Origin of the sequence: Brevibacterium sp. RIT 803, from assembly GCF_016892625.1 — a bacterium.
In the GTDB taxonomy this organism is placed as follows: domain Bacteria; phylum Actinomycetota; class Actinomycetes; order Actinomycetales; family Brevibacteriaceae; genus Brevibacterium.
Genome location: NZ_JAFEMW010000002.1, coordinates 569365 through 596281, shown reverse-complemented (window position 1 = coordinate 596281; position 26917 = coordinate 569365). Strand labels below are relative to the sequence as shown.

22 protein-coding genes are annotated in these 26917 nt (G+C 61.7%); 10 read left to right on the top strand and 12 right to left on the bottom strand.

Features of this window, described 5'->3' with window-relative positions; genetic code table 11:
• Window positions 1-30: 30 nt before the first annotated feature.
• Genes JTF07_RS09980 through JTF07_RS09965 form a run of 4 tightly spaced genes read right to left on the bottom strand, consistent with a single transcriptional unit; the run spans window position 31 to window position 4941 of the window.
• Window positions 31-1767 (bottom strand): class I adenylate-forming enzyme family protein, encoded by a 1737-nt coding sequence (locus JTF07_RS09980; RefSeq protein ID WP_204234077.1) that lies wholly within the window; start codon window positions 1765-1767, stop codon window positions 31-33.
• Between the two features lie 51 nt (window positions 1768-1818).
• Window positions 1819-3024, bottom strand: coding sequence for an acyl-CoA dehydrogenase family protein (locus tag JTF07_RS09975; RefSeq protein ID WP_204234076.1), 1206 nt, complete (start codon window positions 3022-3024; stop codon window positions 1819-1821).
• Window positions 3008-3907 (bottom strand): SDR family oxidoreductase, encoded by a 900-nt coding sequence (locus JTF07_RS09970; RefSeq protein WP_252199677.1) that lies wholly within the window; start codon window positions 3905-3907, stop codon window positions 3008-3010. The genes JTF07_RS09975 and JTF07_RS09970 overlap by 17 nt, the downstream gene beginning before the upstream one ends.
• A complete protein-coding gene (locus JTF07_RS09965) occupies window positions 3904-4941 on the bottom strand; it encodes a phosphotransferase family protein (protein WP_252199676.1) in 1038 nt (345 codons plus the stop codon). Before JTF07_RS09965 ends, JTF07_RS09970 begins: the two co-directional genes overlap by 4 nt.
• A gap of 150 nt (window positions 4942-5091) precedes the next feature.
• Here JTF07_RS09965 and JTF07_RS09960 point away from each other — a divergent pair, with 150 nt between their 5' ends.
• Window positions 5092-6063 (top strand): NADPH:quinone oxidoreductase family protein, encoded by a 972-nt coding sequence (locus tag JTF07_RS09960; protein ID WP_204234075.1) that lies wholly within the window; start codon window positions 5092-5094, stop codon window positions 6061-6063.
• On the opposite strand, the gene JTF07_RS09955 is transcribed toward JTF07_RS09960, so the two are convergent.
• Together JTF07_RS09955 and JTF07_RS09950 are read right to left on the bottom strand one after the other, a co-directional pair.
• Window positions 6064-7230, bottom strand: a complete 1167-nt coding sequence (locus JTF07_RS09955; RefSeq protein ID WP_204234074.1) for an acyl-CoA dehydrogenase family protein — start codon at window positions 7228-7230, stop codon at window positions 6064-6066. It lies immediately after the preceding gene.
• Window positions 7231-7267: 37 nt separating this feature from the next.
• The gene (locus JTF07_RS09950) at window positions 7268-8410 is read right to left on the bottom strand and encodes a thiolase family protein (protein ID WP_204234073.1); all 1143 of its coding nucleotides are present in this window, start codon (window positions 8408-8410) and stop codon (window positions 7268-7270) included.
• Window positions 8411-8644: 234 nt separating this feature from the next.
• On the opposite strand from JTF07_RS09950, the gene JTF07_RS09945 reads away from it, so the two are divergent.
• Genes JTF07_RS09945 through JTF07_RS09935 form a run of 3 tightly spaced genes read left to right on the top strand, consistent with a single transcriptional unit; the run spans window position 8645 to window position 11321 of the window.
• Entirely contained in the window at window positions 8645-9049 is a 405-nt protein-coding gene (locus JTF07_RS09945; protein ID WP_204234072.1) for an SDR family NAD(P)-dependent oxidoreductase, read from the top strand.
• Window positions 9050-9051: 2 nt separating this feature from the next.
• The gene (locus JTF07_RS09940) at window positions 9052-9714 is read left to right on the top strand and encodes a TetR/AcrR family transcriptional regulator (protein WP_204234071.1); all 663 of its coding nucleotides are present in this window, start codon (window positions 9052-9054) and stop codon (window positions 9712-9714) included.
• Between the two features lie 44 nt (window positions 9715-9758).
• Complete coding sequence (locus tag JTF07_RS09935; RefSeq protein ID WP_204234070.1) at window positions 9759-11321, top strand: AMP-binding protein; 1563 nt, start codon at window positions 9759-9761, stop codon at window positions 11319-11321.
• A gap of 54 nt (window positions 11322-11375) precedes the next feature.
• On the opposite strand, the gene JTF07_RS09930 is transcribed toward JTF07_RS09935, so the two are convergent.
• On the bottom strand, window positions 11376-12209 hold the full coding sequence (locus JTF07_RS09930) for an ATP-binding domain-containing protein (RefSeq protein ID WP_204234069.1): 834 nt from the start codon (window positions 12207-12209) through the stop codon (window positions 11376-11378).
• Between the two features lie 173 nt (window positions 12210-12382).
• Between JTF07_RS09930 and JTF07_RS09925 the strand changes: the two genes are divergently transcribed.
• Together JTF07_RS09925 and JTF07_RS09920 are read left to right on the top strand one after the other, a co-directional pair.
• The gene (locus JTF07_RS09925) at window positions 12383-12730 is read left to right on the top strand and encodes a nuclear transport factor 2 family protein (protein WP_204234068.1); all 348 of its coding nucleotides are present in this window, start codon (window positions 12383-12385) and stop codon (window positions 12728-12730) included.
• 89 nt (window positions 12731-12819) lie between these two features.
• Entirely contained in the window at window positions 12820-13194 is a 375-nt protein-coding gene (locus tag JTF07_RS09920) for a VOC family protein (RefSeq protein ID WP_204234067.1), read from the top strand.
• An 803-nt stretch (window positions 13195-13997) separates the two neighbouring features.
• Here JTF07_RS09920 and JTF07_RS09915 read toward each other — a convergent pair.
• The 4 genes from JTF07_RS09915 to JTF07_RS09895 form a co-directional block, all read right to left on the bottom strand.
• On the bottom strand, window positions 13998-16256 hold the full coding sequence (locus tag JTF07_RS09915) for a solute carrier family 23 protein (protein ID WP_204234066.1): 2259 nt from the start codon (window positions 16254-16256) through the stop codon (window positions 13998-14000).
• 768 nt (window positions 16257-17024) lie between these two features.
• Window positions 17025-17327 (bottom strand): DUF6506 family protein, encoded by a 303-nt coding sequence (locus JTF07_RS09910; protein ID WP_204234065.1) that lies wholly within the window; start codon window positions 17325-17327, stop codon window positions 17025-17027.
• 268 nt (window positions 17328-17595) lie between these two features.
• On the bottom strand, window positions 17596-17970 hold the full coding sequence (locus JTF07_RS20345) for a hypothetical protein (RefSeq protein WP_252199675.1): 375 nt from the start codon (window positions 17968-17970) through the stop codon (window positions 17596-17598).
• Window positions 17971-18285: 315 nt separating this feature from the next.
• Window positions 18286-20235: a TRAP transporter permease gene (locus JTF07_RS09895; protein ID WP_204234063.1), complete on the bottom strand. Its 1950-nt coding sequence runs from the start codon at window positions 20233-20235 to the stop codon at window positions 18286-18288.
• A gap of 274 nt (window positions 20236-20509) precedes the next feature.
• Between JTF07_RS09895 and JTF07_RS09890 the strand changes: the two genes are divergently transcribed.
• Window positions 20510-21625, top strand: coding sequence for a TAXI family TRAP transporter solute-binding subunit (locus JTF07_RS09890; protein ID WP_204234062.1), 1116 nt, complete (start codon window positions 20510-20512; stop codon window positions 21623-21625).
• A 185-nt stretch (window positions 21626-21810) separates the two neighbouring features.
• Window positions 21811-22719, top strand: coding sequence for a LysR family transcriptional regulator (locus JTF07_RS09885; protein WP_353843927.1), 909 nt, complete (start codon window positions 21811-21813; stop codon window positions 22717-22719).
• 35 nt (window positions 22720-22754) lie between these two features.
• On the opposite strand, the gene JTF07_RS09880 is transcribed toward JTF07_RS09885, so the two are convergent.
• Complete coding sequence (locus tag JTF07_RS09880) at window positions 22755-24140, bottom strand: MFS transporter (RefSeq protein ID WP_204234061.1); 1386 nt, start codon at window positions 24138-24140, stop codon at window positions 22755-22757.
• Between the two features lie 392 nt (window positions 24141-24532).
• Here JTF07_RS09880 and JTF07_RS09875 point away from each other — a divergent pair, with 392 nt between their 5' ends.
• A complete protein-coding gene (locus tag JTF07_RS09875; RefSeq protein ID WP_204234060.1) occupies window positions 24533-26026 on the top strand; it encodes an APC family permease in 1494 nt (497 codons plus the stop codon).
• Window positions 26023-26913: a universal stress protein gene (locus tag JTF07_RS09870; RefSeq protein ID WP_204234059.1), complete on the top strand. Its 891-nt coding sequence runs from the start codon at window positions 26023-26025 to the stop codon at window positions 26911-26913. The genes JTF07_RS09875 and JTF07_RS09870 overlap by 4 nt, the downstream gene beginning before the upstream one ends.
• Window positions 26914-26917 lie beyond the last annotated feature (4 nt).

Here is a 26917-nt window from a genome sequence, read left to right as displayed (position 1 = left end):
GTCATTGGCAGCGTGCAGTCGACTCGCAGATCAGTCGGTACCAGCTGCGCCCGCTTTCGCCTCCTGCGCCGCAGCAACGGCATCGGCGCGAATGGTGCGGCGCAGGATCTTGCCTGAACTGGTTTTGGGCAGCTCGTCGATGATGGTCACCTTCCGTGGCGCCTTGTACGAGGCCAACTTCTCGCGACAGAACTCGACGATCGCAGCCTCGGTGACCTCGTCGGCTTCGGGACCCGACTGAAGAGTCACGAACGCGGCAACACTCTCGCCGCGATACTCGTCGGGAATGCCGACGACTGCTGCCTCCTGGATTGCAGGGTGTGTGTAGAGGACGTCCTCCACTTCCCGCGGCCACACCTTGAAGCCGGAGGCGTTGATCATGTCCTTCTTACGATCGACGATGAAGAGCCATCCCTCCTCATTCATGTACCCGACGTCGCCGGTGCGCAGCTCCCCGTTCGGGATCTGTTCGGCGGTGGCCTTCTCATTGTTGATGTATTCGGAAACGACCTCAGGTCCCGAGATGGCAACTTCGCCGATCTCGTTGGGGCCCAGTGGTTCGCCGAGATCATCGAGGATGCGGATCATGGTGTCCGGCTGGGGCAGACCGCAGGAGAGATTGCCGCTGTCAGGGTCAACCGGTGCTCGCAGTCCAGGTGGGACGGTGGCGACCTGCGCGCAGGTCTCCGTCAGGCCATATCCCTGGCCGATGTACACGCCGGTCTTCTGCTCGAACTTGTTGACCAATCCCTCGGGCAGCGGCGCACCCCCGGACATGATGCGTTTGAATGAGGAGAAGTGATCGGGTGTCGCAGACGGATGAGCCAACATCGCGGTGTAGACCGTCGCCGGTCCGGCCATATATGTCGGCCTCTCGCGCAGGAAGAGTTCGAGAAGTGATCCGGGGTCGAAACGATAGTTAAGCACCAGACGTGCGCCACCGCTGACTCCGGCGATGAACTGGCAGACGAACCCGGTGATGTGGAAGATGGGGGCCAAGGTGAGGAAGCCATCGCCTGGCTCGAACGACGGTGTCCGCACACAGTAGCGGGAGTTGCTCGACACGGAGGCGTGAGTCCCCGATGCTCCCTTCGACCGGCCCGAAGTTCCCGAGGTGTAGACGACAATCGCTCTGTCGTCGGGATTCGGAGCGGCCGGTGTGAAATCGGTATCCAGCCTCGACTGGACGACGGCCTGGAAATCGGGGAGATTCGGCACCTGATCCGCGCCGGGATTCTCACCAGGAGTTCCGGGCAGCTCATCGAACATGGAGAAGATCGCCTCGGGGCCATCGGTCTGGAAGCCGCGATCATCGTTGAGCACAACCACAGGAAGCGACGCCGCATAAGGAGCGACGCGATTCAGGAATGCAGCCTTCGAGACCATGAGCCCCTTCACCTCCGCATCGGCGAATATGTGCTCGAGCTCGCCCCGATACATGGGATTGAGCGGCACAACCACGCCACCGACCTTCCAGATGCCGTAGGTGGCGATCATGAAGGCGGGAGTGTTCTGATCATAGATGGCGACCCGGTCGCCGAACCCGATGCCCTGCTCCGACAGATAAGCAGCGAACGCGGTGGAGTATCGGTCGAATTCCGACCAGGTCAGCGTGAACCCGTAGTAGCTGATGGCCTCTTCGCCACCGTACGTTGCAACCGTCGCGGCCAGGTCGCGCAGAGTTGTGGACTTCTCCAAGGTGTACGGCTCGTTCGCAAGATCTCCCCAGGTATTCAGCCAGGGACGGGTGTCTGTCCACGTGCTCATCTCTTCACTTCCTTCATCGTTGAATGGGGTGTTGTTGCACAGCTTGTCCAGCTACTTGTGGTACTTCTTCATCTCGTTCCGAGCGATTGAGCGTTTGTGCACCTCATCGGGGCCATCGGCCAGACGCAGCGTGCGCATGTGCGCCCACATGCTGGCCAGCGGGAAGTCGGCAGTGACACCGGCGCCGCCGTGGACCTGGATCGCGCGATCGATGATCTTCAATGCCATGGCGGGTGCGACGACCTTGATCTCAGCGATCTCGTTCTTCGCGACCTTGTTGCCGTGCTTGTCCATCATGTCCGCCGCATGCAGCGTCAGCAGCCTGGCCTGATCGATCTCGATCCGGGCCTCGGCGATCCAGTCCTGGATGTTCGCCCGAGACGACAGCTTCTCACCGAAGGTCACCCGTTCTTCGGCGCGCCTGACCATGAGCTCAAGTGCCCGTTCGGCCGCGCCGATCGCACGCATGCAGTGGTGGATTCGACCCGGGCCCAGACGGGCCTGACTGATCGCGAAGCCCTCGCCTTCGCCTTTGAGGATGTCGCTGGCGGGGACGCGGACGTCGTCGAAGGTGATCTCGGCGTGGCCCTCCCGATCGTGGTAGCCGAAGACGGGAAGGTTGCGCACCACGGTGACACCGGGGGCATCGATCGGGACGACGAGCATCGACTGCTGACGGTGCACCTCGGCGTCGGGGGAGGTTTTGCCCATGACGATGAGGACACGGCAGTGAGGGTGCATGCCGTTCGAGGCGAACCATTTGCGGCCGTTGAGGACGAACCCGTCATCGGTGGGTTCCATGCGCATCTCGACGTTCGTGGCATCGGAGCTGGCAACAGCGGGTTCGGTCATGGCGAATGCCGAGGCGATCTCACCGTTGAGCAGAGGCTTGAGGTATTTCTCCTTGTGCTCATCGGTGCCGAATCGGGTGAAGACTTCCATGTTGCCCGTGTCAGGGGCGTTGCAGTTGATGGATTCGGGGGCGATCTCGATGCTGTGCCCGGTGATCTCAGCCAGGGGAGCGTATTCGAGGTTCGTCAGCCCCGGCCCCCACTGGGGATCGGGGTGGAAGAGGTTCCACAGTCCCTGGCTCTTGGCCTCGGCCTTGAGGTCCTCGAGGATCTGCGGCTGAATATGCGGGCTGTCTGCCGCGGCCATCTGTTCGGCATAGACGGACTCAGCGGGGTAGACGAAGTCATCCATGAACCTTCTCAGACGTTCCTGATAGTCGCGGCCGCGTTCAGTCGTTTCCAGCATGTGTGGTCTCCTCTTTGAGTCGGTTCGCTTCGTTGAGACGGTGCTGATACCGGCTCATGCCTTTGAGCCAGCGGTCGTAGTCGCTGCCCTTCATGCGGTACATGTCGAGCACCTCGGGATGGGGGAGGATGAGGAACTGCTCTGCTTCGACGGCATCGAGGGCGACATTCGCGACGGCGCTGGGTGTGAGCACCGTGCCGGCTTCGGTGACTGCTGCCTGTGCGGGCCCGTCGGCACCACTGGCGCGCAGCAGGTCGGTGTCGACGCCCATCGGAGCGATGACCGAGGCCCGGATTCCGTCATCGCGGTAGGTCAGGGACAGCCATTCGGCGAACCCGACCGAGGCGTGCTTCGTCACCGAATACGCGGCCGAGCCGATCTGTGTGAGCAGGCCCGCCGCCGAGGCGGTCGCAACGAAATATCCTGCCCCGGCGTTCTGCCAGCGGGGGATGAGGGCTTGGGCTGCACGAATGTGGGCGCGCAGGTTGACGTCGATGATCGCGTCCCAATCGCCGTCGGAATCACCGAGTCCCGCGGGGCCGATGATGCCGGCGTTCGCGAAGTATATGTCGACCCCGCCGAGGCGGTCGTCGGCGAAGGCGATGAGATCGTCGATTCCGTCGACCGAGGATACGTCGCCCACCCACGCGTGGACTGCGGCGGGGGAGCCGAGACCCAGAGCGGTGTCGGTGACTGCGGGGGCGAGATCGGCGAGGACCACTCGGGCACCGCGGGCGATCAGTTCGGTCGCCAACGCCGCACCGATCCCGCCGGCGCCGCCGGTGACGATGACGCGCTTGTCTGCAAGGGGGCTCTTCACACCGTCGCCGGAGGCCCTCATGTCACCGATGGTGGCCTTCGTGTTGTCCTCAGGCGCGGTCATGATTTCTCCAGAAGCGTCAGAGCCTGGCGAGCGAGGTCTTCGACACCGGCGCCGGCGGTTTCCGGATCGAGGTCGAGGTCGCCCATCTTGCCGGTCACCAGGCGAGTGTAGACACCTTCGCGGATGCATGCGAGCTTCCACATCGCGAAGGCCTCGTAGTAGCCGACGTCGTGAACCTCGTGTCCGCTGACCTCTTGGTAGTGGTCGATGATCTCCTCTGCCTCCGGGAAACCGAGTTCGGGGGTCGGCACCCAGATGCTCGTGTAGTCCGTGGGCACTGTGAGCATCGCGACGAAGTACCCCAGGTCGGTGAGCACCTCGCCGACTGCTGTGAGCTCCCAATCGACGACCGCGTTGACACCGCCGTCGGGGGCGAAGATCATGTTGTTGGGTTTGAAGTCGCCGTGAGCCAGGCCAACGGGGCTGCCAGCCGGATCTGGCATTCTCTGGGCCAGAGCGTCGTGGACCTCACGGATGATGGGGATATCGCGCATGGAGATCTCTTCGACCTGCCCAAGCCAGCGTCGCAGCTGCCGTTCGATGAGGCCGCCGTTTCGGCGCAGGTCACCGAGCCCCACCTCGTCGATGTCGACTCGATGGATCGCCGCCAGCGTATCGACCATGCCGAACGCGCACGAACGCTTGTCGTCCGGTCCCGGTCCGGCAGGTATCCGCGCCCAATCAGAGGGTTCATTGATGGCGAACCCGGGGCAGTGATCCATGAAGACGAAGGGCACGTCGAGGACCTCAGGATCGTCGACGATGTCGATGACGTGGGGGACGGGCACGCGGCTGTCAGACAGCGCTGCCATGATCCGACCCTCCCGGGAGACGTTGTGGGCACTTCCACCGGAGTGACCGAGCGGTGGACGTCGGAGCACCCAGCGCGGGAGTCCGTCCACGGTGATCGTGAAGGTGAGATTTGAGCGTCCGATGGACATGACTTCGACGTCGAAGTCCGTGACTCCGAACCGGTCCTCAAGCCATCGCCCGATGGCTGAGGGATCGAATCCTGCAGGTGCTGTGGTCAACATCGACCCTCCCGAGTGAACAATCGTTCAGTTTCAATCACAGTATTCAACCCGGGCGTGGGAGTCAAGCTGAAATCGTGATGCCGGTCACCACCGAATGTGATAGTGATGAGTGGGTCATCCCACGCCTCTTTCATCCACAGTGAGGAAATCATGAGAGCCATTCGCGTTGCGACCCTGACCGGACCAGACGATGTCGAGTTTGCCGAAGTCGACCGGCCGACTCCGGGGCAGGGCGAGGTCCTTATCGAGGTCGCCTATGCCGGTGTGACTTTCCCTGAACTGCTCCAGACTAGGGGCATGTACCAGGTCAAGCACGACCTGCCCTTCGTCCTCGGGTCGGAGGCCGCCGGCATCGTCGCCGAAACGGGTCCTGGGTCCCGGTTCTCCGTCGGTGACCGTGTGGCTGCGATTCCCGGCAAAGGCTCATTCGCGGAGTTCATGGTCGCCTCCGACGAGCAGACAGTGCCTGTGCCTGATGAAATCAGCCTGGCGCACGCTGCTGGAATGCCGATGAACGTGCTCACCGCGGACTTCGCGCTGCGCTTGAGGGCGCAGGCGAAGGCCGGACAGTCCATCCTCGTCCATGGCGCAGCCGGGGGACTCGGATCGGCGGCGGTGCAGATGGCGCTGGCCATCGGCCTCGAGGTCATCGGCGTGGTCTCGACTGAGGCGAAGGCCCAGACCGTGCGCGAGCTCGGCGCCACACATGTGGTCATGGCAGAGGGCTTCAAGGACGCGACCAAGGAGATCTGCCCGAACGGAGTCGACTATGTCTTCGACCCGGTCGGCGGGGACCGCTTCACGGACTCGACCCGAGTCCTCGCGCCCTACGGCCGACTGCTCGTCCTCGGATTCACCGCTGGTGAGATCCCCTCGGTGAAGGTCAACCGTCTGCTGCTGAAGAACATCTCCGTCGACGGTGTGGCTTGGGGTGCCGCGACCCGCGAGCGGCCAGGCTACATCGCCGAACAGTGGGATGCGATCGCTGAGTATGTGGCTGCGGGCAAGCTCAATCCCGCGATCCACGGTACCTACCCGCTCAGCGACGCTGCGACCGCGATCGGCGAACTCGACTCCCGCAGCGTCCAGGGAAAGGTCCTCCTCGAAATCAACGGCGAGTGACTACTTCCTGCGGTAGCGCTTGGCGATATCGCGGCCGACGAGTTCCTTCATCACCTCGTTCGACCCGCCGAAGATCGCTTGGACCCGGCTGTCCTTGAACGCTCGGGTGATCGGGTATTCGAGCATGTAGCCATAGCCGCCGAACAGCTGCAGGCACCGGTTGATGACCTCGATCTCGAGATCAGACCCGAGGTACTTCGCCTTGGCCGCATCGACGGGAGACAGTTCTCCGGCGTTGAGCGCCAGGGCGCAGCGGTCGACGAATGCTTCGAGGGCATCGACGCGAGTCTCGAGCTCGGCGAGCTCGAAACGGGTGTTCTGGAAGTCACCGATCGTCTGCCCGAAAGCCGGCCTGGTGAAGACGTACTCGCCTGTCCAGGCAAGTGCTGCTCTGGCGCCCGCCAAAGTCCCGGATCCGATGAGCATGCGTTCGGTCGGCAGATTGACCATAAGGTGGATGAAGCCTTGGTCGAGCTCGCCGAGGAGGGCATCGGCGGGCACGCGCACATCGGAGAACGACAGCTCCGAGGTGTCCTGGGCATCCATGCCCAGCTTCTTGAGCTTGCGTCCTCGTTCGAAGCCCGGTGTGCCGTCATCGACGATGAACAGGGACGTGCCCTGGGACGGTTTGGCATCGGGGTTGGTGCGTGCGACGACGATGACGAAGTCGCAGTGACAGCCGTTGGTGATGAAGGTCTTCGCGCCGTTGATCACCCAGCTCTCGCCGTCGCGTACGGCCTTGGTCGTGATGCCCTGGAGGTCCGAGCCGGCATTCGGTTCGGTCATGGCGATCGCACCGATCGATTCGCCCGAGGCCAGGCGCGGCAGGTACTTCTCTTTCTGAGCCTGGGTGCCGAAGGCCAGAAGATAGCCGGGAACGATGCCGTCGGACACGCCCCATCCACTCGTCGTCCCGCCGACGCCTCGGCGGGCGATCTCTTCGCTGCGGACCATCTCGAACCGGAAGTCATCGACCCCGGCCCCACCGAATTCCTCGGGGATGGTCAGGCCGATGACGCCCGCCTCGGCGGCCTTCTTCCACATCGATCTGTCGACGAGATGGTCTTCCTCCCAGGCCTCGACATGGGGTACGACTTCACGGTCGAGGAAAGTCGCGACGGTGCTGCGGAAGGCTTCGTGGTCCTCGTTGTACAGGTGTCTCTTCACAGGTGGTGTCCTCTTCGTCGATCGGGTTCAAGCAGTTTCAGAGCAGTTCGAGGATGGTGGCGTTGGCCTGTCCGCCGCCCTCGCACATCGATTGCAGGCCGTAGCGGATCCCCTGCTGCTGCATGTGGTGGATCATCGTCGTCATCAGCCTCGCACCCGAGCCGCCGAGGGGGTGGCCCAGTGCGATGGCCCCGCCATTGGGGTTGAGGCGGTTGATGTCAGCACCAGTCTCGGCCAGCCAAGCCAGGGGCACCGAAGCGAAGGCTTCGTTGATCTCGAAGACTCCGATGTCGTCGATGGAGAGCCCGGACCTCTTCAGCGCCTTCGCAGTCGCGAGGATGGGGCCGGTGAGCATGATGAGGGGATCGGAGCCGGCGAGGACGGCTGTATGCACCTTCGCGATCGGAGTCAGGCCCAATTCCTTGGCCTTGGCCGAGGTCATCAGCAGCAGGGCTGCCGAACCGTCGGAGATCTGGGAGGCGTTGCCTGCAGTGACGACGCCGTCCTGTTTGAATACGGTGTCGAGGCCGGCCAGCGTGTCCACGCTGGTGCCACGGCGGATGCCCTCATCGGTTCCGACCTCTCCGGCCTGCGTGGGGACGGGAATGACCTGTGAGTCGAAGCGACCGGCATCGGTGGCAGCGGCTGCGAGTTCATGGGAGCGCACGGCGAGTTCGTCGAGCTGGGTGCGGCTGAGCTTCCACTGTTCGGCGATCATCTCAGCGCCGATGCCCTGGTTCGGCTTGACGTTGTCATAGCGGGCGTTGAACTTCTCACCGTGGGGGGACGCGCCGGCGGCAGATGAGCCCATGGGTACGCGGGACATGGACTCGACGCCGCCTGCGACGACGACATCGTACTGACCGGCGATGAGCCCGGCGGCAGCGAAGTGCACGGCCTGCTGCGAGGAGCCGCATTGTCGGTCGACGGTCACGCCGGGCACTGACTCGGGGAGTCCGGCGGAGAGGGCGACGGTGCGTGCGATGTCACCGGTCTGTTCGCCGGACTGGGATACGCATCCGAAGATGACGTCGTCGATGGCTGCCGGATCGATTCCTGTCTGGGCAACGACGTCGGCCACGGCGGTGGCGCCCAGGTCGGCCGGGTGGATGCCCGAGAGCATGCCCTTGCGCTTGCCGGTCGGTGTGCGTCGCGCGGCGACGATGACTGCGTCGTTCAACTGTGCTCCTCTGTGACGGTGATCGTGCGGTGCGGGTACCTACGCCAGCTTCAGCGCCGGTTCCTGCGCCGGTTTCAGCGCCGGGTGGCGAGGAAATCCGCTGCGGAAAATGTGACCCAGATAACTGATCGTGCGTTAAGATTTTCACGAAGATGAGAAACAGTCAAGACAGACCGTAAGTTCGCCAGGTGGTGGTCTCGGCGGATGCAGAGTCGAACGCAGAGGAGTCATCAGATGGAGATTCACGACCAGGTTGCTTTCATCACCGGCGGAGCCTCAGGGCTCGGCCTGGCCACGGCGACGCGACTGCTGGCGGCAGGGGGCAAAGTGCTCATTGTCGACCTGCCGAGCTCACTCGGGGACGATGCCGCACCCGAACTCGGCGAGAACGCGAGTTTCTTCGCAGCCGACGTCACCAGTGATGAGCAGGTCCAGGACGCTGTCGATGCCGCCGCTGCGATGGGTCCGCTGCGCGTCGTCGTCAACTGTGCTGGCATTGGGGGTGCGACTCTGCCGGTCGCCCGCGATCTGGCCAGCAGCAAGATCCGGGTGATTTCCATCGGTCCCGGCACGTTCAAGACACCGCTGATGCAGGGGGCCTCCGAGGAGACGCTGACGAGCCTGGGGGCCCCGAAGTGACTGTGAGTCAGCCCGACCGCGTGGGTCAGGCGGATCGGACCGCACGATCGAAGGAGCTCATCCTCGATGCGACGATCGAATGCCTTCTCGCCGAAGGATATTCGGCGACGACCACGATGAAGATCCAGGCCAGGGCCGGCGTGACCCGGGGCAGGCTTCTACACCATTTTCCGTCGAAGCGGGAGCTGCTCACGGCCGCGGTCGCGCGACTCGGGCAACAGCGTCTGAACCGGAATCTCGAAGACCGCACCGACGACTTTAGCCGGTCCCTGGTCAGAGGGCATCCGCCCGCCGGCGAGGCGGGGCCTCGCTCCGACTGGGCCGTAACGACCCTGTGGGCGGGACTGATGCACTCGAGTTTCTTCACCGCACTCGAGCTGTGGATCGCGTCGCGGACCGACGATGCGCTCGCCGACAAGGTCAGAGCGCACGAGAAGAACGTGTTCGAGAGAGTGAGGGACAACGCCCGCGAGCTGTTCGGCCCGGTCATCGCAGCACAGCCAGGGTATGACCACATGTTCTCCGTGCTCTTCTCGAGCATGCGGGGAATGGCCGTAACCTACACGTTCTCTCATCTCGACCCCCAAACCGAACCGATGATCGCAACCTGGCAGCAGATCGCCAGATCACTCCTGACCGATGCACCTGCCGAGGACCGAGCCTGAACCGAGCCGATGACCACCGATGTCGACGATGACAAGGAAGTGACATGTATCCAGGAAAATGGGCCGCGAAGAATCGCGACAAACCCGCGATCATCATGGCTGACACCGAGGCGGTGCTCACCTTCGGCGAACTCGAGGACCGGTCCCTGCGGTTGGCCAACCACCTGCGCTCGATCGGCTTTGAGAAGGGCGATCACATTGCGGTCATGGCGGAGAACCGGTTCGAGATCATTGAGGCACTGTGGGCAGCACTGCGCACCGGAGCGATCATCACGGTCGTCAATTCTCACCTGACTGCAGCGGAGTCGGCCTACATCGTCGATGACTGCGACGCTCGAGCCATCCTCCTCTCAACCCGATTGGAGAAATCGAGCGAGGTCGCCGCCGGGTGCCAGCAGGTCGAGAACCGGATTCGCATCGATGACCTCCCCGGCGGTGAGGCGGGGGAGGTCTTCGCAGACTGGGATGAGTATGAAGCGGTGCTCGCGGCCGCCTCGGCAGATCAGCCCGAGACCGAGCCTCGCGGTGACGACATGCTCTACTCTTCGGGCACGACCGGACGACCGAAGGGCATCCTGCCCGGAGCCACCGATCTGCTCATCGGGGACGAGGACGTTCCGCTCATCAGCCTGTTCCGCACCCTCTACGGATTCGACGATGAGACGGTCTACCTCTCGCCCGCGCCTCTCTACCACGCGGCACCTCTGAGGTTCGTGATGACGACGCACTCACAGGGCGGCACCGTCGTCGTCATGCCCCGCTTCGACGCCGAGGAGGCTCTGGGCCTGATCGAGAAGCACCGTATCACGCACTCGCAGTGGGTGCCCACGATGTTCATCCGGATGCTCAAACTGCCCGACGAAGTGCGATGCTCCTTCGACGTCTCCAGTCTCAAAGTCGTCATCCACGCCGCCGCACCCTGCCCGCCCGAGGTCAAACGGGCCATGATCGAGTGGTGGGGCCCTGTGATCTATGAGTACTATGCCGCGACCGAGAGCAACGGCATGACTATCATCGACAGCCAGCAGGCGCTGGAAAGACCGGGCTCGGTCGGCCGTGACGGAGTCAAAGGCGTCGTCCACATCTGCGGACCAGATGGAGAGGAGCTGCCTGCCGGTGAGGTCGGAGTCATCTACTTCGAAGCCACGTCGGCACTGTTCGAGTACTACAAGGACCCGTCGAAGACCGCGGCCTCCAGACACCCGGATCATCCGGACACGTGGGCGACGACAGGGGACATGGGCTACCTCGACGAGGACAGATTCCTCTACATCGCCGAGCGCAGCACGGGCCTCATCATCGCCGGGGGAGTCAACATCTACCCGCAGGAGATCGAGAACGCGCTCGCCCTGCGGCCCCAGGTCGCCGATGTGGCTGTGGTGGGGAGGGCCGACGACGAGCTGGGTCAGGTTCCCGTCGCATTTGTGCAGTTGGCCGATGGAGTTCCCGAGGCAGGGCAGGCCGACGAGATCAGCAGCTGGCTGGTCGATCGCGTGGCCCGGTTCAAGATTCCCCGCGAGTTCTACTTCGTGTCCGAACTGCCGCGGACTCCGACCGGGAAACTGGTCAAGCGGAGGCTGCCAGACCCTGCGACCTTGGCAGGGTGAATCGCACTGTGCTGCGCGAGTCGTGACTCGTTCTCAGGTGCCGAAGATCTGGTCTCAGGCACTCATGTCACCGACAATGACGAGTTTCGTCGTCGCGCGCGACATTCCGACGTAGAGCATGTCCAATGCTCGGTCGGGGTCGCGGAAGCCGTTGATGCACAGCACCACGACGGGGCGTTCGAGGCCCTTGAAGCCGAGGACATGGCCGTAGAAGACGTCCTCGGCGGCGAAGAACTGATCCCAATAGGCCGAGGTGCCTTCGGTCTCGACGATCTCTCGTTGGACCGGGTGCCTGCTGCCGGTCGTCAGCAGTGCGATGTCGCCGGGGTTCCATCCGGCGTCCATGAGCGATTCCACTTGGGAATCCGCCTCGGCGAGGGCATCGTCGATGTCGACCTCGCTCCACTCGATCTCCTCACCGGGCCCGTTGCGGGGGATGGGTGGTTCGAACGCGAGGTCAGCGAAGCCGGCGACGATCTGTTCGGCGTTGCGCAGATTCTCGTCGAGTTGGATGGGATTCATCGTGATCGGTGAGGCTCCCTCACGGCCGAAGATCCGCTGTCTCTCATCGGTGAAGACGTAGAGGATGCCCTCGACCTGATTGCGCAGACAGGACTGGACCGCCTCCCACCACAGCAGGCTGAAATCCTGGCCCTCGTCGATGACGATCGCGTCGAAGAGACTCGTGCGCGGCCGCTCGTCGGCGAGATCCTTGAGCTGCATCGGCAGGCGGCGCTCCCAGTAGTCGGAATCGTCATCGCTGCCGGGCGCCGCTCCCCACGAGATCGGCAGATCATGGAACAGGCCCACGTAGGCGGGGCGATCGTCGTAGGGCCATTGGGCGGTGAAGAGCTGGAGGAACCGGCCCAGGCCGCGGGAATAGCACATGAGGGCTACCCGTCTGCCTTCGCGAGTGAGCGATTGGGCCTTGAGCTGTGAGATTCAAGAATGAATGGCGGTGTTCTTTCATCGCAACGTGGCGGTCACTTGCTTTCCGTTGATCAAGGCCCGAGATCCGCCGGTGAGGGTAGGCTGTTGCTGACCATTCTTCAAGGGGAACCATGGGTCAGACACCGAAACTCGTGCAGCGGCATATCAGTGCTTTCAACGATCACGACGTCGATGCGCTACTCGCAGACTTTGCGCCTTCGGCCGCTTGGGTAACCGGCGACTACACGGTGCCCGAAGGACAACTGCGCGAATTTTTCACCTCCGCAATGGAAACGCTCACACCCCAGCTCACACTCCGTCGCGCTATCGACGGAGGAAACGTTGTTGCCATCGAGATGACCGAGAAATGGACCCACGACGCCGCCGCAAGATCTGCTGACCTGATTGCGGTTTTCGATCTCGACGCCGGAAAGATCACACGAGCGAGGATCTACCGCGAGGGTACGGCCGATCCTTAAGCTGGCGCAATTGTCCCTAGCCTCATCATTCTGGGATACACGCGAGTTAGTGCCGCATTGTTGCCTTCGGTCGGAAGTAGGGTGGGCCCATGACGAGTCGAATTGGGGACCTCGTTGTCAAGGCCCAGGACCCAGATCGGTTGAGCCGATTTTGGTGCGAAGCGCTCGGATACGAGGTTTCGGCCAAGGACGAAACTGGAGTCGCGATCTCCGGAGCGTCGAATGCTCCGACGATTCTCTTCGAGCGCTCGGACAATTCTTTCGCGGATGGAACTCTGCATCTCGATCTGTGTCCTACCGACCGGAGTCAAGCAGACGAGCTCGAGAGGCTCTTGTCTCTAGGTGCGAAACCAACTGACGTGGTGCCGTTAGGTAGCTGGTACGTCCTCGCGGATCCGGAAGGCAATAGATTCTGTCTCATGGCCAGGCGCATTCCAAGGGAGCCTGAAGACTTTCACGATTGATGCGGGCTAGTCGCGCAGGGCGGGAGGGAGCTCGACATTCAATTCTTGTCGGGTAGTCCATAAAAGAATGCGGAGATCGTGAACTCAGTACCGCCACGAAGTGTTGACAGAACACCGCCAATTGTCGCGGAAGCTCACAGAACTCAGTTCGGCCCGAAAGCTCAGAATCGGTGTATTGATGAGACGTCGCGTATCCCTAGGGTTATGCGACTCCTGGTCGCGTCTATTGCCGAGCTGGAAACCAGATGGTCAATATCGGCGGTGGCTAAGTCAGATGCAGGCCCCACCGTGCATATGTTGGATGGCGTCTCTAGATCGGACAGGAGGAATCGCGATAATTGACGCGCTACTAGCGAGAACCGGATCGTCCCGTCGTTCAGGTGCGTCCTCGACAATCGTTCAGGTGCGTCCTCGACAAAAGGTTTGGCGCCGTCATCGGCAGTATGGTTACTGTGCCCTGACAGTGCGGCTCTACCACCCAATCAACTGTGCAGGACCCCCTTGAGCGGGTCCGGGGTATGGGAAATTGGTGTTGAGCGTTAGGCTTTGTTGCCAGCCAAGACTAGTGCCCCGCCGAGACCGATCATCAACCCTCCACCTCGACCGAGTGAAAGCGACCGGCCGATAACGAATATGACGCTAGGCCCGGGGATGGCAACCAACAGGACGGAGGCAAGAATGAACGCGAGTAAGACTTCCCCTGACAACGTGTCCCTAGCATATATGGATGCCCATCACATACATGTGAACGGGTCCGCCTTCCTCCGGGCGGAGAGACTTATTACCGCCCGGAGGAAGGCGGATTACGAAATCGGTAGTCGTCGGTGGAGTCCCATCGCGGTGAGTCTGGTGACATTGGCCGTGGAAAGGTCGTAGAACAAGCCCACCAAATGGAGCGATCCAGATTCGACCCGTTGGCGCAACCTGGGGTGAGCTGCCAACGTCTCCAGCTGCATCGCGACATTCACTAACGCCAGCTGGTCCACCTCTCCGTAACCCGCTTCAGCCGCATCCCGGCGCACCGGGTGATCGGCTGTGAGGGCAGCACGGGAGTGATGCATTCCATCCACCCACCGGCGCACGGGGTAGTCGTCAATATCGTGTTGGATCGTCGGATCGGTCGTCAGCAGCGCCTGCATCGCACCGCAGTTGGAATGCCCACATACGGTGATCGTGTCGACTGCGAGATTGTCGACGGCAAACTCCAAGGCCGCCTCGAAGGATAGGTCGGCACCAGTCCGGTCTACCGTGTTGCCGACGTTGCGCACGGTGAGCAGGTCACCGGGCCCGCTCGAGGTGATCACATTGGGCACGATGCGTGAGTCCACACACGTGAGGAACAAAGTGGTTGGATCCTGCCTACCAGCAATCGCCTCCGTGTCGTCACGGACCATGGCGGCGTGCCGCTGCTGGTAGTTTTCCACACCCTGCAGCACAGGGAGAGTCTCTGGCGCGCCGGTAGGTTCGTCGACGTTTGTTCGAGCCTGCCAGTGCTTCCAGGGAGCCAACCCACTACTGACAGAAGATCGGAAGACTCCACGTCGCGGTGTCCCGTCGGCAGCATCATCTAGCGGAAACGTCCCGTGGTCCTTCACAGTCACGCTTCCTCCTGTGGCTTCGTGCTGGGCTCGCCAAGACGCCACGGACTCGTAGACCGACAGATCGATGAAATCGGCTTCCAGACGCACGGTCACCTTGGCACCGGCCGGAACCGAATACAACGTGTGGTTGAGTCGGGGCAAGGTGAGGAAGCTGCACGAACCCTCGATGTTGACCGTCCATACCTGCTGCCCTACGTCATCACTTGAATGCTCTGCGTGGATAGAGCTTCGCACAACGCGGACGAGGACTAACAGGACCGCCAATGCGAGACCGACCAGGACGCCCTCGAGTAGATTCGAGAACACTACAAGTGTCACGGTCACGGCATAGATCAGAAAGTCGCCTGTACGCAGGGCCGCCTTTATGTGGGCGAATTTCACCAACTGCACACCGATGACGACGAGGAGCCCGGCGAGCACTGCCTGCGGGATCATCATGATGACGGGTGCAAGGAAGACAGAGAAGAGCAAGACCCATACTCCGTGCAGGATGGACGATGAACGGGTGCGGGCGCCGGCTTCCACGTTGGTGGCGCTGCGAACGATCACACCGGTCACAGGCAGGCCACCCAACAGGCCGGAGGTGACATTGGCAGCGCCCTGACCGAAGAGCTCGCGGTTGAAGTGGGTTCGTGGGCCGAACTGCATCTTGTCGACTGCTACAGCGGACAGCAGAGATTCGACGCTGGCGATCAGGGCCATGGTCAAGACCCCGATGCCCACTGCGCCCCAAGCACCGTCGGGTAGTACAGGTGCGCCGACTGCTTCGAGCAGGGAACCGTCCAGGGTGATGCGGTCCACGGAGCCACCCCAGGCTAGGGAAAGCACGGTGGCAAGGATGACGGCGACGAGCTGGCCGGGGAACTTTTGCACCTTTCGGGGGAGCTTCTTCCATAACAGCAGAAGTGCGATCACAGTCGAACCTAGCACCACCGCCAGTGGGTTCATGGACGTGAAACTGGCGGGAAGATTGCTGATGTTCTCTATGGCATTGCTTCCCGGTTCGGAGCCGAGTACTACGTGGAATTGCTGCAGTACGATTGTGATGCCGATTCCGGCGAGCATGGCGTGTACGACGACGGGGGAGATGGCCAGGGCTAATCGGCCCACCCGGCTGAGACCCAGCAGGATTTGGAGACAGCCCGCGGCAACGGTGATGGCACATGTCGCCTGCCAGCCGAACTGCTCGATGAGCCCGGCGACGATCACGGTCAGCCCTGCGGCTGGCCCGCTGACCTGCAGCGGCGAACCGCCTAGGCTGCCGGCAACGATCCCGCCTACGGCGGCCGCTATGAGTCCTGCCATGACGGGGGCTCCGGAGGCGACGGCGATGCCGAGGGAAAGCGGCAAGGCGACGAGGAAGACGACTAGTGAGGCGGGGATGTCTCGACGCAGGTTCGCGCGAGAGGGTAGTGAGGGCAATTTTCGCGATCGCGTAGTGGTTGCGGTGTGTTCATGCATGACAGTCCTTCGGTCGGTGTTCCTCAGGGCTCTTGAGTGGACAGTGGCCGCGATGGCCCGCAAAACGGATCAAGCTCCAGGTCAGGCATTCTCCCGATGGGCTGTAATCAATCGGCAGGACAACGGATAAAACAAGCGTACTTTCTATGTGACGAGTGTTGATTGTGGAATGAATCACTCCACGTGCGGTTGGGTACAGAAGTCGACAGCGGGAGACTTTCTTGATTCCCTGATGCCTCTTGCGACAATGTTCCGAACATTTCTAGCGGCCTGAGGCTTTGCGACTGACCACTTGGGCCGGGCTCGAACGAGCCGAGGCGTCACCGAATGAAGTTCGAGCTTATGAGCCGAAAGTGACAGCTGGTTATTCGGTGAACTGACAGCAGAAGTGCTCGTCCTGATGATTGGCCAGGTTACTGCTTGGCAATTCGCATCCGGTGCGCTCAGGGGCCCTGCGCCAGATAGGCCGTGGCCCGCATTCCACATTCAATAGCACTGGGCCTTGCGATCACTTCCGTCAGAGCCCTTGTCGGTGCCGTGAAGAACGACGCAGCGCTGCCTTCTTCTAGACCCGCAAGAAGGTTGAAAGTGTCTCACAACTAAAGTGCGTCAAACCCATGTGATATGAGGCGCTGTGCGGTGAGTGGCGGTGCCTTAATGCCACTGCGGCCCCTTTAACCATCGACGGTCGGCCCCTTTCGGCGCCTACCGCAGGGCCGACCGTGCCGGGGTCAAGATGCGTGCGCGGGTCGACTCGCATGAGTGGATTCAGCCGAAGAGCGCGGCGACCTTCGGCGCAGCATCCATGTCGAAGTGGACGGCCCCAACCGGGACTGCAGGACCGATCGCCTCGCGGACGGTCTGTACGTCGACGGCGGCGAATGCCCCACAAAGCTCGATGGACTGCGCGCCGTCTGTCACGAGCTCCGCGGCGATGGACGCGACCTGATGCCGGTCGGGGATTGCTACGATCACCGTGCGCAATCCGCCTCGCTCAATAACAGCGCGATCGACGGCAGGGTCCTCCTCGCCGGTGCCAAGGTAAATGAACGCGTATCCGGTGAAACTCATCGTCTATTCCCCTCGTCGTGGTGTGCCTCCAGTCAAACCGTCGCGTCGCCGATGGTCAAGGGGCGACCTACCTCAGTGAAATAGCCCGCTTGCCACAGACCTTGATCAATTGGTGCCTCACCAATCCCATGTGAGCTTCAACGAAAAATGACGGAGGAAAGCGAGTGACCGCCACATAGCGATCAAAGAACACCGCCATTTTTCGCTGAAGCTCACAGCCTTGAGCAGCGCTAGGCAGGTCTTTCCCGAACCCGCACCGCCGCTGATCTCAGCCCGGTTCTGATGACGCAGAATGCTGATGAGCTTCGCCTGTTCCCGGCTCAGCGCATCGGCGCGATCGGAGATCTCTGAGGCTGACGTTCTCCACCGCTTGATGAGTCCGGCGCAGGTTCTTCAGTGCGAACTCGTGGGGTGTATTGAGGTTGTCATGCGCAGGATCGAAGTCGAAGCGCAGCTGAGTGGGGATCGCCGCCGCGATCGAATTGAGCTGAGTGGAGTTGACGAGCTGCCGCCTCGGCGCATCCGGTTGGTCCCAATCCGGCGGCAGCTGCGTGTACGGGACGACGGCGAGGTGGCTGATGGGGCCCGGCATTGCCGAGACCCGCGTACGCAGATAGTCGACAAGTGTGTGCTTGGCGACCATCGCCTGCTCAAGAGGGGAGACCTTGAGTCGATTGCGGTGCCCCTGAGAATCCTGTGTGATCCAACGAGCATCCTCGACTCCGACCCGACCGCCCTTGACTCGACGACGGCGATGCCGATACCGGGCCAGAGCACTAAGATGTCGATCTCGACATCCTTATCGTCTCCGGTCAGGCGCTGGCCGTGAACCATCGTCGTCTCGTCGGGAAGCTGCTCGCACAGGGAATTCCACACTGCCTCCTCGGCGGTGGAACCATTGAAATCAGGTTGCTGCGGGATCAACGTGACCATGGTCTGAGACTAACCGAGTGTGGGCCTATTTCTCAGCAAATACGGGTTCTTCACGCTCTGCGTCTTTGTCGATTTCCATTGCCTGGTGGTCGCTTCCTTTGTTCCAGAATCGAGTGAGCACGAAGCAGGCTGCACCGAGTACGATGCCGATGATGCAATAGATGAGTTCCGGCGAGAAGGTCAGCAGTCCTGCCACGATGAGCACTGCGCGGACCAGCCAGTTCGGACGCCGTCCGACGATGACCAGCCAGCCTTCGAAGGCGCAGCCGAGGAAGAACACACCGATGAGGGCGAAGCAGAAGGCGCTGAGAACGGCGGGCAGCGGGGCCTGTGCGACCAAGGCGGGATTGAGAACGAATGCGAAAGGGACCACGTACTTCACTGCGCCGAGGCGCATCGCTGTCAGCGAGGTCTGCATCGGTGGTGTTCGGGCAATGTTCGCCGCGGCGAACGATGCGAGAGCCACCGGGGGAGTGATGTAGGAAACCGTAGCCCAGTAGATGACGAAGAGGTGACCGGCGATCGGATTGATTCCCAAGTCCACGAGGGCCGGGGCCATGACGATGGCCAGGAAGACGTACACGGCGGAAACCGTCATGCCCATGCCCAGGACAAACGACGTGATGGCGGCGGCAATCAGGACAAGAAGAAGGTTGCCTGAGAATGCATTGACGAGTTCGCGGGCAAGCGACAAGCTCACACCGGTCATCGACAGGCCACCGACGATCAGGCCGACGCCGGCGATGATGCCGAGAATCTCGGCAATCGTCTTGCCGGAGCTGTAGAGGAACTCGCCGAATCCCTTGATACTCATGCGGTCCTTCTTGGAGAAGACCGCCACGACGAGGAGGAACCCAACGATCCAATACGGAGCCTGGCTCTCATTCTTCTGGATCACCAGGAGGAGGACAAGGCCGACAAGGGCAGCCAAATATGCCCAACCGAGCACGACGACTTTGCCGACGTCGGGAAGAAGACTCTTCGCAACGCCTTTCAGACCCGCCTTGGCAGAATAGGCGTCAGCCTGAACGAAGATTCCAATGTAGTACAGAAGCGCCGGAATGACAGCGGCAAGTGCAATCTGTCCGTAGGGGACGCCGACGAAGGACACCATAAGGAAGGCGGCGGTGCCCATGATCGGCGGCATGATCGTACCGCCGGTGGCAGCTGTCGCTTCGATGCCAGCCGCGTAGCGTCCGGTGAAGCCCGCCTTCTTCATCGCCGGGATAGTCATCGGACCAGTGGTGAGCACGTTGGAGACAGCCGACCCGCTCATCATTCCCATGAAGGCCGACGAGATGACTGAGACTTTGGCAGAGCCCCCTCGGAAACGGCCAAACAAGCCCATCGCCAGATCGTAGAAGAATGTCGCTCCGCCGGAGTGCTGAAGTGCGACTCCGAAGAGCAGGAAGCCGACGAGGATGGTCGCGCCGGTCTGGAGGGGCAGCCCCAGGATGGAATCGACACCCATGGCGTGGATCTGTGCAGCAGTCTTGATATCGAAGGGGATTCCCTGCAGAAACGGGACGGGAATGTAGGCGGTGAATATGGGATATAGGGAGAAGACCAGAGCGATGATCGTGACCACGAGCCCTGCCGTGCGGCGCAGCGCTTCGAGCACGATGATCCAGAACACGAACGACAGCACCGAGGCAGTGGGCACCGGTGCGTAGTCCCATCCCAGGGTCACGATATTTTCGGCGTTGACGCAGAAGTAGGCGCAGGTGGCCAAGGTGATGACGGCCAACGCGATGTCGTAGATGGGGACCGGTCTGTCGTTCTGCGACTTCTTCGCGGGGAAGACGATGAAGACGATGGGAAGGAACGCGGCGAGGACGGCGTACATGTACGCGTTTTTCAACAACGAGATTCCGCCCGGATTCCAGAAGAACGCCTGGTTCATCGCAACGAGCACGCCGATCACGGTGAGCGTGATGACGGTGGCTTTCCAGAAAGGGGTGATTCGGACGTTCATTGTCGTTCCTCAGCTGATTCGCGGCCTGGGCACTGGCGGTGTCGTGGTGCTGCGTCTGATCCGTCGGCGCGAACGTCTGCACTTCTTCCTTGAAGGTTGCGGACGTGCCCGAACGAATAGTGTGGTGTGTTGCATATATTACTTGAATGACAATAATCTAGGTTCATATATTCTGCAATATGTGTCAGCGGTACGTCCGTGTCTGAGTTTCTGAGACTCCGTTCGTGCCACTGAGAACGACACCGTGATCCATGACGATGTGGAAGGCCGAACAATGAAGTTTCGCGCATTACTCGCAATTCTCTTAGCTCTTACGCTGGCACTGAGCGCCTGCACCCCGCCGACGAAGACGGTGAACGGGATTCGGGACCCGTTGGTATTCGCCACCTACGGCACCGGAACGTCGACCTATGCGGACTTGGCCGCAGTGACGGATTCGGTGTCGACAGATACCGACGCGCGACTGCGCATCATCACCTCTGACACGGCGATCGGCCGACTGGCGCCGATGAAGGCCGGGATCGCCCAGATGGGCAGGCTCGGTGATGAGTACATCTTCGGATTCGAAGGCCAGAACGAGTTCGCCAGCGAGAACTGGGGGCCGCAGGACCTGCGGGTCGTCTGGGCGCCGCTGTCGCCGCACTCGCTGCTCACACGCAAGTCTGACGGGATCAAGACACCCTCCGACCTTAAGGGCAAGAAGATCCCCAACGTGACCGCAAACCCCTCAGTGAACGGAAAGATCGAAGCCTACCTCGCATATGCGGGACTGACGCTCGACGATGTGGAGCTGGTCGACGTCGCCTATTCGGAGCAGCCGGCAGCGCTTGAGTCCGGCCAGATCGATGCTCTCTATCAGCAGGTCTATGGCTCTTCGCTCTTCGAGCTCGAGTCGAAGTTCGACGTCAGTTGGATTGAACTCGATCCACACGACAAAAAGGGAATCGAACGGGTGCATGAGCTGGCACCGCAGCTCAACATCCTGCCGTTCGAAGATGCACCGGGCCAAGAAGAGGGCGCCAGCACACATGGATTCGTCTACACACTGCCGATTGCCACCTATGCGAATGCTTCAGAGGCCGAAGTACACAGGCTGGTGAACTCGATGGCATCGACATTTCCGAAGTACAAAGCGTCAACGCTGAATACGCCGAGGTGGAAGCCCGACGACGTTGAGACCACACCTCGAGTCATTCCCTTCCACCCGGGCACTATCGCGTGGCTCAAGGAGAACGGTCAGTGGACGGACGAAGCACAGAAGCGCAATGACGAGCTGATCGAGCGTGGCGAGAAGCTTCGTGCGGAATGGAAGAAGTTCATGGACACCAAACCGGATAAGGACGACATTGCCCAGAAGTGGGGCGAGTGGAAGGTCTCGGCTGATCTGTAAGAGGCGAGGCCCAACAAGGTCTAGAATTTGAGACCACCAGTCGGCCAGGCGTGGATCTGCAGCTGACTGATCGCGTACTGGGCCGACTGCAGCATCGCCGACCTGCGTTTCACGCAGCAGCAGGGTTCATTGCGGGGAATGCTTTCGTCCAAGGCAGCGAGTACGAACGGCGTGGAAGGTGAAGAGTGGAAGTTCAACAGGCGCGTGTGTTCATGGCGCTCGCAGAAGAGCTGCATTTCGGCCGGGCCGCGGAACGTCTGGGGATGGGGCAGTCGTTGCTGAGTCGGACGATTCGACAGCTGGAGGACGAACTCGGCGCCACCCTGTTCCAGCGGACTACTCGAAACGTGCGCCTGGCGCCGGCAGGGTTGGCACTGTTCGAACCAGCTCGACAGATGATCAGTCTGCAGCGAGTGGCAGTCGATTCGGTGAAGCGCGCGGCGGCTGGAGAAGTCGGGCAATTGGGCTTCGGATTTGCACGCGCATCCTCGCGTGGCATGGCCGCCTCATTGGTGGCGGCGGCATACGAAGACCATCCCGGCATCACTTTCGCCATTGAGTCCAATGTCTTCGCCGACGAAGGACTGACCCGGTTGGCTGATGGGAGCCTCGATCTTGCTCTGGTGAGGTGGACCCGGCAACCGCCGACCATCACTGGGCGGCCCGTGTTGATCGAACGCCCCGTCGTCACCCTGCCGGACTCGCACCGCCTCGCCCGGAGGAATCTCATTCGTGTCGATGAGCTGGAAGGTGAAGACCTGCTCTCTCTCCCCGCGAACCCGAACTCGACGCTTCGCGAGACGACAATCCGACTGTGCCACAACGCAGGTTTTTCGCCTCGGGTGATTCTTGAGCTTCCCGACGCTCAGACGATCTCTGCCCTCATAGCAGCGGGCATGGGCATCACCATCACCTTTGACTCGGTTGCGGCGACCATGCGTGAACCCGGCACCGTGACAGTTCCACTCGACGTTACCGACGAAGAGTCGGTGGTCTACCTCGCACATCTGCGGACTCATGGAAGTGCATCGTTGTCTGCTGTGTTGGCAATTGCAGAGAGCGTCCTGCCGACGGTGAGCAGCACCAGTGAATGACTTTGACTGTGCGGCTCGATGGATTCAGTCGATTCTCACTTCGACTCGTCGACGAGCTCCTGCTGTTCGAAGACGATATCGGCGCCCTCTTCGGGAAGACCGGAGCCGCGAAGTGACGCACCCTTCGTCTCCTTCATGAAGATGGTCGCGATGAAGCCGATGACGCACGCACCCATCACAAAGTAGGCGGGCACAATCGTGTTCCCTGTAGCCCCGATGATCGCTTCATTGGCTGAGGGCGCGGTGCCGCCGAAGATTGCGGTCGAGACGTTGTAGGAGATCGCGAATCCAGCGAAGCGCACGGGTCCGGGGAACATCGCCGGGAAAGTGGCCGAGATCGTCGAGATCTGCGGAATGTAGAGGATGCCGAGAACGGCCAGGCCGATGAGTGCCCAGACGAAGCCGTTGGCCATGAGCATGAACATCGGAATGGCTGCAACGAACAGGCCGATGAGAGAGAAGTACCAGACCGGTTTGCGTCCGACCTTGTCCGAGAGTATTCCGCCGAACGGAATGAGGATCATCATGAACGCCTGGGCCAGGAACATCACCGTCAGTGCGGAGTTCGAATCCATGCCGACCGGATCCTGCAGGTAGGCGGGCATATAGGACAGAAGCGTGTAGTTGACGACGTTGACTGCGACGACCATGCCGCCGAGGATGAGCAGCTGCTTCCAGTAGTCGGTGAAGAGAACGCGGAAGACTTCCTTGACCGACTTGCCCTGGTCGTTGTCGTCGAGCTCCTCATAGACAGGGGATTCGTCGAGCTTGGTCCTCATGTAGAGACCGACCACGCCGAGGACACCGGCGAAGACGAAGGGAATCCTCCAGCCCCAATCCATCATGGTCTCTTCACCGAGGCCAAGTTGCAGCAGCAGAACGAAGAGCGAACCTGCGGCCATGCCGGCCAGGGTGCCGAATTCGAGGAAGCTGCCGAAGAATCCGCGACGCTTATCTGGGGCGTACTCGGCCATGAACGTTGCGGCACCGCCGTACTCTCCGCCAGAGGAGAAGCCCTGGATGACGCGGAGGAGGACGAGAATGATCGGTGCGGCGACGCCGATTGTGGCATAGCTGGGCAGGAAGGCGATGAGGAATGTCGATCCGGCCATGAGCAGAATCGTCAGCGCAAGCACTGTCTTGCGTCCGAGGCGATCACCCATCGGTCCCCAGACGATGCCGCCGAGCGGGCGGAAGATGAAGGAGACGGCGAAGGTCAGCAGCGCCAGGAGCTGGCCATGGCTGCCGGGGAAGAAGTGCTGGGTGATGTAGGTGATCGAGACCGCATACAAGCCGTAGTCGAACCACTCGGTGGCATTGCCGACCGCCGAGGCGGCGACGGCTTTGCGGACCGTCTTGAGGTCCGGCTCGTGTGGGGCCGCGGGGAGTGTGGCCTCGGGGTGTGTGTTGGAGTTACTCACGTGTTCCTCCGATCAAGTGGGGCCACCATCGTGATGGCCCGCATGAGAGAAGCGACTATGCACGTTACGAGCATCTGTTGAGCGAATCAAAGCGAAAATGCTGTCAAGCCGACGGCGTGTCTGCGGCCGTCATCAAATGCTACGGCGCTCTGACCAGCGGTTATGTGAAAAAGGAGTGAAATCTAATCGCACGTAGAGGTTCACAGGGAATCCTATAGATATCGTTACCTCCCAATGGTTGACAGAAGTTCACTTCGGTGGCGGACTTCGCTTGGGGGTGAGTGGAGAGTAATGTGCGCACTCCATCGCCACCGTCATTGTGTGCGCCCCGGGTGTATTCTGCCAGGGTTGTGACGTCGGTCATAGAATGAATTGGGCCAGGAGGGCTGCTCATGGGAGTGCTGCGCAAGAAGGATGTCAATGACGTCCTCCATCAGAACGATGAGCCGGGTGAAGGCGGGCAGCTGAGGAAGAACCTCGGCGCCAGGGACCTCATCGGCTTCGGAATCGGCATCGTCATCGGCACCGGCATCTTCACCCTTACCGGGCTGGAGGCTAAGGAGCATGCGGGGCCGGCCGTGATGATCTCCTTCGTCATCGCCGGGGTCGTGGCGCTGCTGGCCGCGCTCTGCTATGCCGAGCTGGCAGCTGCTGTCCCGACAGCAGGCAGCTCCTACACCTATGCCTACTCCACGATCGGTGAGATCTTCGCTTGGATCATCGCCTGGGACCTCATTCTCGAGTTCGCCCTCGGCGCTTCCGTCGTCGCCCGCGGTTGGTCGGGCTATATCGCTGGTGTCTTCAACCTCCCGCCGGCGTGGTTCGCTGAGGAGGGCTCGATCGTCAATATCGGCGCCATCTTCATCTCCCTCGTCCTGGGCTGGGTGGCGATGCGCGGCATCCGGGAATCGAAATGGGTGACCAACGGACTCGTCATCATCAAGGTCCTCGTGTGCGTCTTCGTCATCGTCGTCGGTGTCTTCTACATCAAGACTGCCAACCTCGTTCCCTTCATTCCACCGTCGAAGGCGGTCGACGGAGGAGCGACCGAAGGTCTGCAGGCTCCGCTGTGGCAGTTCGTCTCTGGCATCGAACCCTCGAGTTTCGGCGTGGCCGGTGTCTTCGTGGCAGCTGCGGTTGTGTTCTTCGCCTACTCCGGATTCGAAGCCATCGCCAACCTCGGCGAGGAGACGAAGAAGCCTGCGAAGGACATGCCGATGGGTCTGTTGGGCACGCTGGCCATCTGCACCGTCCTCTACGTCGGCGTCTGCCTCGTCGTGACCGGCATGGTCCACTACTCGAAGCTCTCCGAGGGTGATGCCGTCGCTGACGTCTTCACTCAGAGCGGGCTCGGGTGGGCCGGCATCCTCATCGGAATCGCCGCCGTTGCCGGTCTGAGCTCGGTCATCCTCGTCGACATCGTCGCCATGGGACGCATCGGCTTCGCGCTGTCTCGCGACGGACTGCTGCCGCCGATCTTCTCCCGCATCCATCCGCGGTGGGGCACTCCGGTCCTGATGACTGCTCTGACCGTCGGCTCTGTGGTGCTGCTGTCCGGCCTGGTCCCGATCTCCGTGCTCGCGGAGATGGTGAGCATCGGAACGCTGTTCGCGTTCGTCGTCGTCTCCGTCGCGGTGATCGTGCTGCGCAAGACCTCGCCGGACATGAAACGCCCGTTCCGCACCCCGTGGGTGCCGGTCCTGCCGGTGGTCTCGATCATGTCCTGCCTGGGTCTCATGGCCAGCCTCGCCGTCGAGACCTGGCTGCGGTTCATCGTCTGGCTGATACTCGGCTTCATCGTCTATTTCGCCTATGGAAACCGGAAATCACGTCTGGCCCGGCAGGAACGCGAAGGTGTGAAGGATCGCGAGGGTGATCGGCAATGAGTGTTCTCGTCGGATTCGGTGTCGATACGAGGAGTCGTGCCGCCGTGCGCTTCGGCGCCGACCTGGCCCGGACCTCGGGCGAACCGCTCGTCCTCTGCTGTGTTGTCCATGACCGATTCTCCTCCAGTCAGATGTCGGACTTCTCCGGTGTCTCCGATGATTGGAAGAAGGAGATCAGGGACATGACGTCCCAAGCGATTGCCGACGCCAAGGAGGCCCTTCCGGAGGATGTGGACGCCGAGGTGGTCACCCGATCGGGTCGGTCCGTGACCCGAGTGCTCCACACCGAAGCCATCGACCACCATGCCCAGGTGCTGGTCACCGGATCCTCGGTGCGTGGGCCGTTGGGGCGGATCGTCCTCGGCAGTACGACCGATCGTCTCGTCCACTCCTCACCGCTGCCGATCGCGCTGGTGCCCCGCGGCTACAACTCGGACCGCACGGATATCAGGCGTCTGGTCTTCGCCGTCGACCCCTCGCGCAGGACGCAGAGATACTACGACTCCGTGGCGCGACTGGCCCATTGGCTGGGCATCGGCGTCGAGGTCGTCACCTTTGCCCTCAGACCCTCGCGGCCCACAGGCATGGGCGCCTTCTCCGACCAAGGCGTCTATTCCCACTGGCGCGACCAGGTCACATCCGGCCACAAAGAGATCGTGTCCGCGCTCGAGGGCGGCGAGGCTGGGGTCAGCGTCACCGGGACAGGAATCGTCACCGGCGACCGGTGGTCGAATGCGGTGAGTGCCTTCGACTGGCAGGACGGGGACATTCTCGTTGCCGGATCGAGCGAGAGCGCCCTGCATGGTGTATTCCTCGGCTCCACGGCCACGCATATCATGCGCCACTCGCCGGTGCCGATGGTTCTGCTGCCCGAGCCCCGGCGCTGACCGG

Coding starts and splice junctions, on each gene's coding strand:
- JTF07_RS09980 (WP_204234077.1), bottom strand. CDS start 1,767: ATGAGCACGTGGACAGACACCCGTCCCTGGCTGAATACCTGGGGAGAT.
- JTF07_RS09975 (WP_204234076.1), bottom strand. CDS start 3,024: ATGCTGGAAACGACTGAACGCGGCCGCGACTATCAGGAACGTCTGAGA.
- JTF07_RS09970 (WP_252199677.1), bottom strand. CDS start 3,907: ATGACCGCGCCTGAGGACAACACGAAGGCCACCATCGGTGACATGAGG.
- JTF07_RS09965 (WP_252199676.1), bottom strand. CDS start 4,941: ATGTTGACCACAGCACCTGCAGGATTCGATCCCTCAGCCATCGGGCGA.
- JTF07_RS09960 (WP_204234075.1), top strand. CDS start 5,092: ATGAGAGCCATTCGCGTTGCGACCCTGACCGGACCAGACGATGTCGAG.
- JTF07_RS09945 (WP_204234072.1), top strand. CDS start 8,645: ATGGAGATTCACGACCAGGTTGCTTTCATCACCGGCGGAGCCTCAGGG.
- JTF07_RS09935 (WP_204234070.1), top strand. CDS start 9,759: ATGTATCCAGGAAAATGGGCCGCGAAGAATCGCGACAAACCCGCGATC.
- JTF07_RS09930 (WP_204234069.1), bottom strand. CDS start 12,209: ATGTGCTATTCCCGCGGCCTGGGCCGGTTCCTCCAGCTCTTCACCGCC.
- JTF07_RS09925 (WP_204234068.1), top strand. CDS start 12,383: ATGGGTCAGACACCGAAACTCGTGCAGCGGCATATCAGTGCTTTCAAC.
- JTF07_RS09920 (WP_204234067.1), top strand. CDS start 12,820: ATGACGAGTCGAATTGGGGACCTCGTTGTCAAGGCCCAGGACCCAGAT.
- JTF07_RS09915 (WP_204234066.1), bottom strand. CDS start 16,256: ATGCATGAACACACCGCAACCACTACGCGATCGCGAAAATTGCCCTCA.
- JTF07_RS09910 (WP_204234065.1), bottom strand. CDS start 17,327: ATGAGTTTCACCGGATACGCGTTCATTTACCTTGGCACCGGCGAGGAG.
- JTF07_RS20345 (WP_252199675.1), bottom strand. CDS start 17,970: ATGGTCGCCAAGCACACACTTGTCGACTATCTGCGTACGCGGGTCTCG.
- JTF07_RS09895 (WP_204234063.1), bottom strand. CDS start 20,235: ATGAACGTCCGAATCACCCCTTTCTGGAAAGCCACCGTCATCACGCTC.
- JTF07_RS09890 (WP_204234062.1), top strand. CDS start 20,510: ATGAAGTTTCGCGCATTACTCGCAATTCTCTTAGCTCTTACGCTGGCA.
- JTF07_RS09875 (WP_204234060.1), top strand. CDS start 24,533: ATGGGAGTGCTGCGCAAGAAGGATGTCAATGACGTCCTCCATCAGAAC.
- JTF07_RS09870 (WP_204234059.1), top strand. CDS start 26,023: ATGAGTGTTCTCGTCGGATTCGGTGTCGATACGAGGAGTCGTGCCGCC.